The organism is Rhizobium sp. P44RR-XXIV, from assembly GCF_001999485.2.
GTDB lineage: Bacteria > Pseudomonadota > Alphaproteobacteria > Rhizobiales > Rhizobiaceae > Rhizobium.
Genome location: NZ_MPVZ02000026.1, coordinates 397,255 through 409,189, shown reverse-complemented (window position 1 = coordinate 409,189; position 11,935 = coordinate 397,255). Strand labels below are relative to the sequence as shown.

The following is an 11,935-nucleotide window of genomic DNA, read 5'->3' as shown; positions in this document are numbered from 1 at the left end:
TTAAGTTGTGGTTCAAATTTTAAAAAACCATCGGATTAGTCTCATTCTTATTTCGACTTATACTATATTAGTGGAATAACATCTACGGCTTGCACGGTTTTTTGGTTACCATAACCTTTCAACACACCAATAACGGGTGCAACATCGGAATAATCGCGGCCATAGGCTACAACAATGTGGTCGGTGCCGGCGGGAATGTTGTTGGTGGGGTCAAGTTCGATCCAGCCGGCGGTTTCTCCGCACCAGACGCGCACCCAGGCATGCATGGCGTCGGCACCTTCCAATCGTTCCTTGCCGGGCGGCGGGATGGTGCGCAGGAAGCCGCTGACATAGCCGGCCGGAATGCCGAGGCTGCGCAGCGCGATGATCATCACATGCGAGAAATCCTGGCACACGCCGCGCTTCAGGCGGAATGCCTCCTTGGGCGTCGTGTCGACGGTCGTCGCCTTCGCGTCGTAAACGAAATCCTTGTGGATCCGCGCACAGACGGCATGGGCGATCTGTATCGTCGTCAGCTTCGTCGTCTTCCACTGCCTGCCGTATTCGGCGATTTCGCTCGTCTCCGGCAGGCGAGGGCTGCTGCCGAGGAAATGATGCGGGGAGGAGGGGTCGATCGACCAGCAGCTATTGATCTCGTCAGGCAATTCCGCAAGTAAGGGCGAGAAATCGGCGGCGATGGGCTGGCTCTCCACCTGCACGCGCGCCTGCATGCGGATATCAAGCTTCTCATGCGGGTTGCGCACCAGGATCGACGTTGCCGGATGCTGGAAGAAATCGGTGAAATTCGATTGCTCGTCCGGATGCGGCGTTACCTTCAGGGAACCGGCGACCAATCGCTGGCGGTTGGTGAGCGACAGCGGCAGAATACGCAGGATGTGGCGCGCACCACTGGCCGGCGCGTCGTAGGTGTAACCCATGTGCAGCGACAGATCGTAGAGCATCACATTATCCGAGATAGGTGCGGGCGAGCAGATCGGAGAGCCGCTCCAGCTCACGCTCCAGCCGCTGATAGACTTCGCCGGTCATCGTCTCCGGCGTCATGACGGCGAGGCCCGAATGCAGCCGCATGGCTTCCCGATAGAAGGGCGACATCTGGCCGTTGACGAAGGCGTTCGGCAGTTGCTCCACTTCGCGATGGATCTCGTTCATCTGGAAGAGGATCGAGCGCGGGTTAAGGGGGTCAAGCGCCAGGAGGTCGGTCACCGTCAAGCGCGCCGTATTGACGTTGTAGCGGCGGCGATGGGTCATGACGCTGTCGCCGATTTCAAGCAGCATGTCGAGCGCGCCATCGGGCGCCTCGGGGCCGGACATATGGCCAAGCAGACGCGTCATGTGCAGCCCGCGTTCGATATAACGACCGAGCGACAGGAAACGCCAGCCGGTGAAGCGATACATGTTTTCGTGCACGAGGCCGGCAAAGCCCGCGAGCTTGCGCAACAGGATCGTCATGGCATGGCTGGCGTCATCGCCGTGCTTGACGTTTTCCTTGAAACGGCGGGCGGTCTTGGCGAGGTCCGTCAAGGCCAGCCAACCGTCGGGCGAAAAGCGGTCGCGAATGTTGCTGGCCGAGTAAACGGCGCTGTCGATGTTGCGCAGCAGGCTTTCCGGTACGGCCTTCTCGATGTCTATGTCGATGCCGGCAAGATAGGCGCTGACGTCGGCGAGCAGCGGCTGGCTCGGATCGGCGGCTTCGGCGAAGCGGCCGTGCCAGGCGCGCAGAATGCGCAGCGCCCCTTCGGCCCGCTCGATATAGCGGCCGAGCCAGAACAGATTGTCGGCGGCGCGGCTCGGCAGGCTGCCGGGCATATTGCGGGTAAAGGTCTCTTCGGCGGGCAGCAGCGTATGCGCTTCCACGGGCTTGTCGGAGACGATCCAGACATCGGCGGCTGAGCCGCCCGACTGCATGGCGATGGCGGCGACATCGTCGCCGCTGCCGATACGGGCAAAGCCGCCGGGCATGATCTTCCAGCCGCTTTCCGTGCGGGCGGCAAAGACGCGCAAGCTCATCGGCCGTGGCATCAGCTTGCCGTTGACCCAGGCCGGCGTTGTCGAAAGGGTGACGACTTCCTGGCCGACCAGCTTGTGGCCGTCGGTTGTCAGCCAATCCGAAATTGAATCGCGGGCAGTGCTGCGCGGCGTCGAGCCCAGCACTGATTGGCCGCTGTCATCGAAGAAGGGCATGCAGGAATAGGCGGGGCCGATCACCATCTTCTCGATATTGGCGGCGACATGCTCGCGCTCGCTCTTCTGTCCGCACCACCAGGTGGCGATCGACGGCAGCTTCAGTTCCTCGCCGCGCAGATGCCGACAGATGGTCGGCATGAAGGCGAGCAGGGCACGGGTTTCCAGAATGCCGGAACCGAGAGCGTTGACGATACTGACGGTCTGGGCCCGCAGCGCCTCCACCAGGCCCGGCGTGCCGATATGGGAGTGCTGGTTGAGCTCCAGCGGGTCGGCGTAGGAGGCATCGAGGCGGCGCCAGAGCACGCTGATCGGCCGCAATCCGGCAACGGTTCGCACCATCAGCTGGTCATTGACAACGGTGATATCCTCGCCCTCGAGCAGCATGAAGCCAAGGTAGCGGGCGATATAGGCGTGCTCGTAATAGGTTTCGTTGGCCGGGCCAGGCGTCAGAACGGCAACGCGTCCTTCGCCGCCGCGCTTGCCACCCAGAAGCGCGTCGCGAAAGGCTCCGAAGAAGGAGGCGAGGCGGTGCACCCGGGTTTCGGCATAGATGTCGGAGAAGGCGCGCGTCGTGGCGACGCGGGTTTCGAGCGCAAAGCCGGCGCCTGACGGTGCCTGGGCACGGTCGGCAAGCACCCACCAGTTGCCATCCGGACCGCGTCCGATCTCGAAGGCGAGGAAGTGCAGATAGTGGCCATTTGCGGGCTTGACGCCGACCAGCGGGCGCAGGAATTCCGGATTGCCGGCGATCAAGGCTGGCGGCAGCAGGCCTTCATTGACAAGCCGGCTGTCGCCATAGATGTCGGCCATGACCTCTTCAAGCAGATCGGCGCGCTGTTGCAGGCCTTCGGAGAGGCTTTGCCATTCGCGCTCGTCGATGAGCACCGGGATGTGCGAGATGGGCCAGTTGCGCTCGCTGACGCCGGTTGCTCCATAGGCGCGATAGAAAACGCCGGCATCGCGCAGATAGCGATCGGCGCGGGCGAAGCGTTCGGTCAGCTCCTGTTCCGACATGCGGGACAACGCCGACAGGAGCTTTTGCCAGACCGGCCGCACGGCACCTGCATTGTCGACCATTTCATCGGCAACACCAGGCAGGGCGCTATAGGCAAAGGCCGGATCGTTGCCGATGCCAGCCTTTACTTCACTTCGCCGTTCCGCTGCCGGTTTTCTAACCATGCATATTCCCGTTTCAAAGTCCTGCCGGCCGGCGAAGATCGAGCGTCAGCGGGAATTCCGCCGATGTCGTCTCCGGTCGCAGGGCATAGCCGCCAGCGGTATGCCCCCAAGGTTCGAATCGCGCAAGACGTCGCGCTTCCGCTTCGTTACCATTGACAGGGAAGGTGTCATAGTTCCGGCCCCCCGGATGAGCAACGTGATAGATGCAGCCGCCGATCGAACGGCGCGACCATGTATCATAAATGTCGAAGGTCAAAGGCGTATCGATGGGCAGAACCGGATGCAGACCGGAGGCCGGATGCCATGCCTTGTAGCGGACGCCGGCGACGAAAACGCCCGAGGCACCCGTCGACCTCAACGGCATCGGGCGCCCGTTGCAGGATACGGTGTAGCGCGAGGGGTTGCTGGTTTCCAGCCGCACCTGCAGGCGCTCGACCGAGGAGTCGACATAGCGGACCGTGCCGCCGACCGCGCCCTCTTCGCCCAGTACGTGCCAAGGCTCCAGGGCCTGGCGCAGCTCCAGTCTGTTGCCCTCGTATTCAACCTCGCCACAGAAGGGGAAGCGGAATTCGAGCTGCGCCTGGAACCATTCGGACCGCAGGTCGAAGCCGTTTTCACGGAGGTCAGCGAGCACGTCGAGGAAATCCTGCCAGACATAATGCGGCAGCATGAAACGATCGTGCAGCGTCGTGCCCCAGCGAACGAATTTGCCGTCGATGGGGTTGCGCCAGAAGCGGGCGATGAGGGCGCGCACCAGCAATTGCTGGGCAAGGCTCATGCGGGCGTTGGGCGGCATTTCAAAACCGCGGAATTCGACGAGGCCGAGCCGTCCCGTCGGTCCGTCAGGCGAAAAGAGCTTGTCGATGCAGATTTCCGAGCGGTGGGTGTTGCCGCTGGAATCGGTGAGAAGATTGCGGAACAGCCGGTCCACCAGCCAGGGCAGCGGCGGGTTGCCCTGGCCGGGCGCGGGCACCTGAGCTATTGCAATTTCCAGCTCGTAGAGGCTGTCGTGGCGCGCTTCGTCGATGCGCGGCGCCTGGCTGGTCGGGCCGATGAACAGGCCGGAGAAAAGATAGGAGAGAGAAGGATGGCGCTGCCAGTGCAGCACCAGGCTCTTCAGCAGGTCAGGACGGCGCAGGAACGGGCTGTCGTTCGGATTGGCGCCGCCGACGACCACATGATTGCCGCCTCCGGTGCCGGTGTGACGGCCGTCGATCAGGAACTTGTCGGTGCCGAGGCGCGTCTGCCGTGCTTCTTCGTAAACCGTCGTGGTGATGTCGACGCAATCCTGCCAGTTCGATGCAGGATGGATGTTGACCTCGATCACGCCGGGGTCGGGCGCGACGCGAATGACATTGATGCGTTCGTCCTGAGGCGGTGAATAGCCCTCGATATGGACCGGCAGCCCGAGTTCCGCCGCCGCATTCTCGGCGGCCGCCAAGAGTTCGAGATATTGTTCGATCCCCTCGGTCGGCGGCATGAAGACGCAGAGCCGGCCATCGCGGGGCTCGACGGAGATGGCCGTGCGCACTGCGCCGCGGATATCGCCAAGCGTTTGCTCCACCCGCGATTGCGCGCCCTCGTCGGCCTGGAACGACGCTTCCGGCATGGCGCGGCCAGCGGGCACGATCACATCGGGCAGAGGCGCGCGCGGAAGGGTGGGGTCGACGGTGTGGATATAGGGATAGCGCGACGGCGGCACATAGGGCAGCGTGCCGAGCGGCAGGCGGTAGCCGATCGGCGAGTCACCGGGCACGAGGTAAATCTTGCCGCGTCGTGTGCTCCATTTTTCGCTGATCCAGCGCGTGCCCGAGGCTTGTGCATTCCAGGCCTGGACGGGAAGGACGTAGCCGGTCGCGGTCGTCAGGCCGCGCTCGAAAACGCGAGCGATGCGGCTGCGCTCTTCGGGGTCCTTCAGCTTCGAATTAGACGGGTCGACATTCTCAGGCAGGCTGCCTTCCTTGATGATCCATTCGGCCGGATCTTCATAGGCCGGCAGCACCATATCGGGCTCGATGGCCAGCTCCCTAGCAATCGCCGTCAGAAGCTTTCCTGCGTCCTCGGCACTGGCGCCGGTCTTTGCTGTTTCCTCGGCAATCAAAGCCGGGTTTTGCCAGACCGGCTTGCCGTCCTTGCGCCAGTAGAGCGAGAAGGTCCAGCGCGGCAGGCTTTCACCCGGATACCATTTGCCCTGGCCGTAATGCAGGAAGCCGCCCGGCGCGAAGCGGTCGCGCAGGCGGCGGATCAGCTGATCGGCCATGTCGCGCTTGGTCGGGCCGACGGCGGCGGTGTTCCATTCCTCCGACTGAAAGTCGTCGATCGAGATAAAGGTCGGCTCGCCGCCCATGGTCAGGCGCACGTCTTCGGCCTGCAGGACGCGATCGACCTCTTCGCCAAGCGCATTCAGCGCATCCCAGCTTTCGTCGGAGAAAGGCTTGGTAATGCGCGGATGTTCGGCGACGCGAGTGACCGTCATCGCGAAATCGAATTCTGTCTTGGCTTCGCCGAAATAGCCGCCGGAGATCGGGGCGGCATTGCGGTAATGCGGTGTCGCGGCGAGCGGAATATGGCTCTCGCCGGTGAGCAGACCGGACGTCGGGTCGAGACCGACCCAGCCGGCGCCGGGAAGATAGACTTCCGTCCAGGCATGCAGGTCGGTGAAATCGACCTCAGTGCCGGATGGGCCGTCGAGCGCCTTCAGATCGGGCGTCAGCTGTATGAGGTAACCGGAGACGAAGCGGGCGGCGAGGCCGAGATGGCGGAGAACCTGAACGAACAGCCAGCTGGTGTCGCGACAGGAGCCTTTAGCCCTCTCCAGGGTTTCTTCCGGCGTCTGCACGCCGGTTTCCATGCGGATGACGTAACCGATCTCCTGCTGCAGACGCGCATTGATGCCAACGATCATGTCGACGGTGGGTTGCTCGGAGCGGTCAAGCGTGTCGAGAAAAGCCTGCAGCCGGGGCCCGGTTTCTTCCGGCGTCATATAGATGGACAGATCCTCGCGGATCGTCTCGGGATAGGCGAAGGGCCACTTGGTCGCCTCCTCTTCGACGAAGAAGTCGAAGGGGTTGTAGACCGTCATGTCGGCAACGAGATCGACCTCGATCTTCAGCTCGGTCACCGGATCGGGAAAAACGAAACGGGCGAGATAGTTGCCGTAAGGATCCTGCTGCAGGTTCACGAAATGATTGGAAGGTGTGACCTTCAGCGAGTGGCTGAGAACGCGGGTCTTGGAATGCGATGCGGGTTTCAGGCGAATGATCTGAGGGCCGAGGCGGACCGGATTGTCATATGTGTAGTGGGTGAGATGATAGATGCTTGCCTTGATCGCCATATGTCTCTTTGCCTAGCCCACATCGTTGTGCGGTGGTTGCTGTTCCCGCAGGCAGTGTGTGCAATGCAGCGAAAGAATGCAAGACATCTCGGCGGGACGGTCAAAGTCCTGCTGCACAATGCCAAAATAAAAACGGCGAGCTTTTGGCCGCCGTTTTGAGAATTCTATTTTGCAGCCTGCGATCAGTGTCTGCCGAACTCGTCGACGAGACGGATAATATCGTCCTCGCCGAGATAGGAGCCGGTCTGCACCTCGATCAATTCCAGCAGGATCTTGCCGGGGTTGGACAGGCGGTGCACTTCGCCGAGCGGAATATAGATCGACTCGTTTTCGCGCAGCATCTGCACATTCTCGCCGACGGTGACTTCGGCCGTGCCCTTGACGACGATCCAATGCTCGGAGCGATGGTGATGCTTCTGCAGAGAGAGCTTCTTGCCCGGCAGCACGAAGATGCGCTTGACCTGGAAGCGCTCGCCGTTCAGCACCGAGGTGTAGCCGCCCCAGGGGCGATAGGATGTCGGATGTGTCTCGGTGAGCTTAGCGGTCTTCTTGTCGCTCGCTAAAAACTTCACGAGCTTGCCGACTTCCTGGCTGTCCTTGAGGTGACCGACATAAACGGCGTCTTCGCTGGCGATGACCGCGACGTCTTCAAGACCCTGCACCGCGACATGGAGGCTGTGCGACATCACGAGCGAGTTCTTGGTGTTGACCAAGGTCGTGGCGCCGGCTGAGACGTTGCCGCTTTCATCGCGATTGCCGACCTTCCAGACCGCATCCCAGCTGCCGAGATCCGACCAGATGAAGGGTGAGGGGACGACGGCTGCGTTGGCCGTCTTTTCCATCAGAGCGTAGTCGATGGAGATATCGGGGCTCTTGGAGAAATGATCTGCGTCCAGGCGGGTGAAGTCGAGGTCGCGCGTCGACTTGGAAACGGCCTTGCTGGCGGCCTTTTCGACATCAGGTGCATATTCCTTCATCTCGGCCAGGAGCTGGGCGGCCGAAAACATGAACATGCCCGAGTTCCAGTAGAAGTTGCCGCTCGCAACCATCTCCTCCGCCTTATCCAGCGCCGGCTTTTCGACGAAGCGCTTGACGGCATGGGCTCCGGTCGAAAGCGCCTTGCCGCTTTCGATATAGCCATAGCCGGTCGCAGGTTCGGTGGGCGTGATGCCGAAGGTGACGAGCTTGCTCTGAAGGGCCGTGTCACGCGCCAAACGTACGCAATCGTAATAGGTCGTGGTGGCATCGATCTCGTAGTCCGAACCGAGGACATGCATGATTGCGTCCTTGCCGAAAAGCTCGGTGACGAGCACGGCGGCGGCGGCGACTGCAGCTGCGGTGTTGCGAGCGACCGGCTCCAGCAATATCGCTGCGAGCTTCAGGTCCAGCTCTCGCGCCTGTTCGGCGACGAGGAATCGAAACTCCTCATTGGTCAGGACGATCGGCGCCTCGTAAAGCTCGGCATCCGAAATGCGCTCCAGCGTATTTTGAAACAGCGTCCTATCGCCGATGAACTGAATGAACTGCTTTGGGGCAGAAGCGCGCGATAACGGCCAAAGTCGTGTACCCTTGCCTCCTGCCATGATCACCGGAACGATTTTAGCTGCCATACCTTGCCTCTCCTGGATACTTCCCTCGGTAGCTTGCCGTGAAAGATTGCAACTTTCGCGCCGGCATTCTCGCCCCCAGGACAACCTATATCGCCATTGCGATGTTTTTGCACGACACGCTAGCTACAATACGCCAAGACCACAAATATTCGATTATCCCCGCAAGGAAATTTCAATGAAAGCGCGTCGGGAATATCTTCTTTAGATAAAAAGGGCTTAAGCGATCGAAATCGCTTAAGCCCGATAAAGGCAGGCCATCGACGCTTGGCCATGAGCCGGCAACCATGATGTTATTGCCTACGCCTCAGCCTTCTCGGATTGTTCCTCATGCGCATGGGCAACACCGTTGCGCCTGTTATAACGGATCGACGACCAGAGCGAGATGCCGATCAGCGCGGCGCCGCCGAGACCGGTGATGACTTCAGGGACATGCACCAGCGTCTGCACATACATGATCACCGAGAGGATCAGAATGGCATAGAAGGCGCCATGCTCAAGATAGCGGTAGTGCGCGAGCGTGCCCTTCTCCACGAGCATGATGGTCATGGAGCGCACATACATGGCGCCGATGCCGAGACCGATTGCGATGATGAACAGGTTCTGGGTGAGCGCGAAAGCGCCGATGACACCATCGAAGGAGAAGCTGGCATCGAGGATTTCGAGATAGAGAAAGGCGCCGAAACCACCCTTTGCAGCCGCACTCATCGCCTTTTGAGAGGCGTCCAGAAAGCCTGCAAGCACTTCAACCAACAGGAAGGTGAGGAGGCCGTAGATCGAGGCGTGGAGGAAGGTCGTCGAGTCATCGCCGTCGAGGAGCGAGCTGAAAATCAGAACGAGGATCAGGACGAAGGCGATCTCGATGCCCTTGATGGTGGCGAAATTTGCCATCCGCTTTTCCAGGAAGCTGATCCAGTGCACGTCCTTCTCATGGTTGAAGAAGTAGGTGAGGCCTACCATCATCAGGAAGGTGCCGCCAAAGGCAGCGATGGGCAAGTGCGCGTCGTGCATGATGCGCGCATATTGTTCGGGTTCGGCCGCTGCGAGCTTCAGCGCCTCCCACGGATTGATCCAGGCGGCGATGGCGACGATCAGCAGCGGGAAGACGATCCGCATGCCGAAGACGGCAATGATGATGCCCCAGGTCAGGAAGCGATGCTGCCAGACCGGTGTCATTTCCTTCAGCTTGTTGGCATTGACGATGGCATTGTCGAAGGAGAGTGAAATCTCCAGCACGGCTAGGACCGCGCAGATGAAGAAGGCCGTCGCAAGGCCACCGAGCGTGCCGGTCGCATTCCAGCCCAACAGGGCTCCGAGAGCGAGACCTGCCAGGGTGACGGCAAAAGCCCAGCCGAAATAGCTAAGCATGGATTTCGAAGCGACGGGTGGCGTCATGGGCGCACCTCGCTGCAAAGGGATTTGACTCCGAATCGAGCGCGCAGCCGCATACCGAAGACGGCATGCGGGCAAGGCATGGTCAAGCTGTTCATGAGAAGAAGTCCGCCGGCTCATCTGCAGGCGGTACCGACATCGCGAGAGCGCCGTAAAAACTCTCGCCAGAGGGGCCCGGCACCATAGTCCAATCCGCTGCCGATGTCAGAAGGCGCGGAGATGACCAATAGTTAGTGAAGTCGCGACGTACGTCAAGGGGTTGAAATCGCCGCCGGAGCCGTTGCTCCCAGAAATTGAGATTTTGAGGAACCAAACAGGAAAGGCGGCGTTTGACCCTTAGGCTTATCTGTACCGCCCGTCTTGCCTGGACGACCACGACCGACAGGAGCAACCTCCATGAGTCCCAATCCCATCCATCGCAAAGCGCATGAGCAAAAGCCGGAGCTGACGGACCGGCAGAAGAAGGCGAAATCCAATACGCTTCGACAGGCACAGGTCCTGCCGCCGCATCAAGTGGACTTGACCTTACATCCAGTGACGCACGATGACGTTCACGTTCCTGCTCATGTCAACGGCGCTGACCTGTCGCGCGAAGCACCCGCCGACGCCAATCATAAGCAGAAGCGCAAAGCCAGCTCGCGGCACTGAGCCGCCCGCGCGTCATTCAATGAACGGCGCCTATTTGTGCTTGGGCGCCTTACCGTCTGACGTGAAGCTGCCGTTGAAAGTCATCTCGGGCGATTTGGCCGAGCACTCGATGGCGACCGATTTGCCGGCATAGGGATTTGCGAAGGTACAGGTGCCCTTTGCTTCAACCTTGCCTGCCATCTTGTTGCCGGCTCCTGTCGAAATGACGTCGACCGGCAGCTGCGCGGTGCCCTTTTGGCTACCGGGCTTGATGCCTCCACCATTGCCCTGGAAGCCGAGCATCTTGCCGCCCGAGGTGAAAATGAAGGTCACCGAGCCATCAGGCCCCGTCACGCTGGCGAGCTCACCCTTGCAGCCTTTGGAGGCATCCAGTTTGCCGACGACGAGCTTTGCGCATTTCCCGCTGACCACGGTGACGCCCTGTGCCGGGAAATTTTCAACGGCTGCAGCCGACGTGGCGGCCAGCGCCGTCAATCCAAAAACAATGCCTGCGAATCGCATAAGGGGCTCCTTTAAAGCCCCTGCAGGTTTGCCGATCAAAATGTGGCAGTCAACCCAAAGCAGCGACGCGTGGATACGCGGCTGTTATTCCGGCACGAGCGAGCCGATCAGTTGCAGCAGGGCATTTTGCCGATTGCCGCCGCCGGCGAGGAATTCATAGAGGCTCATGCTTGTTTCGTTGCCGCCATCGACCATGTAATCGGCCTGGCGGATGACGAAGACCTCGCCGCTTTCCGAATCGCGGGCCAGGTGGAACATATATTCATCGCCGTTGGGCTTGTGGTTCTTATAGAACTGCCGCTTCACCACCGTCATCTCGTCCTCCCGTATGATCGATGTTTCCGTATGACAGTAGGATGACGGCGCGGCCGGAAGTCAAGCGACTTGTCACGCGAAATTGCATCAATAGGCCTGATATGGCCCAGGCCATGACGAACATCAGCATGTGATTGGCTATCTGCAAAAACGCGCTTATTCTCGGCTCTGCGCCTGAATATTCGGGACGCGACAAGTAGGAGATCGAAGCCTATGAAAATGATGTTAGCGCTGGGAGCGATTTTGAGCCTGGCATGCGTCTCCGCCGGGGAGGCGCCTTCGAACTATCAGACTTACCAGGGCGTTCGCGTCGACAGCGATCCGGTGCTGCTGGCCAGATATAGCAGGGCTCTCAACCACTGCGAGCCAGAGGCCTATTCCTGGCGTCGGGGATCACCCGACCCGAACAGCACCTTCTATTGGCTGGCTCTGAGGAATTGCCTCTATCGCCAGGGCTATGTGGATCGCGGCGTTTATGCCTATCCGACGACGGCGGTGTTCCGGCATTTTCTGGATCGGTGAATATCCACGAGCTATTGCGGCCCGCGGAACATTCTTCCCGAAACAGACATGAAACGAAAAAGGCCTTTCGATTTCTCGAAAGGCCTTGCTTTTCAGCGAATTAGGATGGTGGGCGTGACAGGGATTGAACCTGTGACCCCTACGATGTCAACGTAGTGCTCTCCCGCTGAGCTACACGCCCATCCGATGGCGGCGCATAGATCACAAAACCTCGGGGGCCGTCAATAGGCTTTTTTTCGGTTTTGTGACGTAG

General features: G+C 60.4%; 9 protein-coding genes and 1 tRNA gene. 2 read left to right on the top strand and 8 right to left on the bottom strand.

The features are described 5' to 3' along the window. Window positions 1-62 precede the first annotated feature (62 nt). The 5 genes from BSK43_RS10865 to BSK43_RS10845 all read right to left on the bottom strand — a co-directional run bounded on the left by BSK43_RS10865 (window position 63) and on the right by BSK43_RS10845 (window position 9,699). Entirely contained in the window at window positions 63-941 is an 879-nt protein-coding gene (locus BSK43_RS10865; protein ID WP_077469434.1) for a transglutaminase family protein, read from the bottom strand. Between the two features lie 4 nt (window positions 942-945). Then, window positions 946-3,363 carry a circularly permuted type 2 ATP-grasp protein gene (locus BSK43_RS10860; protein ID WP_077469435.1) on the bottom strand — a complete coding sequence of 806 codons (2,418 nt, stop codon included), beginning with the start codon at window positions 3,361-3,363 and terminating at the stop codon, window positions 946-948. A gap of 13 nt (window positions 3,364-3,376) precedes the next feature. Next, a complete protein-coding gene (locus BSK43_RS10855; RefSeq protein ID WP_136686845.1) occupies window positions 3,377-6,697 on the bottom strand; it encodes a transglutaminase family protein in 3,321 nt (1,106 codons plus the stop codon). Window positions 6,698-6,879: 182 nt separating this feature from the next. Beyond that, on the bottom strand, window positions 6,880-8,307 hold the full coding sequence (locus tag BSK43_RS10850; protein WP_077469436.1) for a mannose-1-phosphate guanylyltransferase/mannose-6-phosphate isomerase: 1,428 nt from the start codon (window positions 8,305-8,307) through the stop codon (window positions 6,880-6,882). 297 nt (window positions 8,308-8,604) lie between these two features. Beyond that, window positions 8,605-9,699 (bottom strand): DUF475 domain-containing protein, encoded by a 1,095-nt coding sequence (locus BSK43_RS10845; protein ID WP_077469437.1) that lies wholly within the window; start codon window positions 9,697-9,699, stop codon window positions 8,605-8,607. A gap of 393 nt (window positions 9,700-10,092) precedes the next feature. Here BSK43_RS10845 and BSK43_RS10840 point away from each other — a divergent pair, with 393 nt between their 5' ends. Beyond that, window positions 10,093-10,344 (top strand): hypothetical protein, encoded by a 252-nt coding sequence (locus BSK43_RS10840; RefSeq protein WP_077469438.1) that lies wholly within the window; start codon window positions 10,093-10,095, stop codon window positions 10,342-10,344. 30 nt (window positions 10,345-10,374) lie between these two features. Here BSK43_RS10840 and BSK43_RS10835 read toward each other — a convergent pair whose 3' ends face one another. Continuing rightward, window positions 10,375-10,845: a hypothetical protein gene (locus BSK43_RS10835; RefSeq protein WP_077469439.1), complete on the bottom strand. Its 471-nt coding sequence runs from the start codon at window positions 10,843-10,845 to the stop codon at window positions 10,375-10,377. 84 nt (window positions 10,846-10,929) lie between these two features. Then, entirely contained in the window at window positions 10,930-11,160 is a 231-nt protein-coding gene (locus tag BSK43_RS10830; protein ID WP_068400072.1) for a hypothetical protein, read from the bottom strand. Between the two features lie 213 nt (window positions 11,161-11,373). Here BSK43_RS10830 and BSK43_RS10825 point away from each other — a divergent pair, with 213 nt between their 5' ends. Next, window positions 11,374-11,682: a hypothetical protein gene (locus BSK43_RS10825; protein ID WP_077469440.1), complete on the top strand. Its 309-nt coding sequence runs from the start codon at window positions 11,374-11,376 to the stop codon at window positions 11,680-11,682. 106 nt (window positions 11,683-11,788) lie between these two features. Here BSK43_RS10825 and BSK43_RS10820 read toward each other — a convergent pair. After that, a tRNA-Val gene (locus BSK43_RS10820) sits at window positions 11,789-11,863 on the bottom strand. Window positions 11,864-11,935 lie beyond the last annotated feature (72 nt).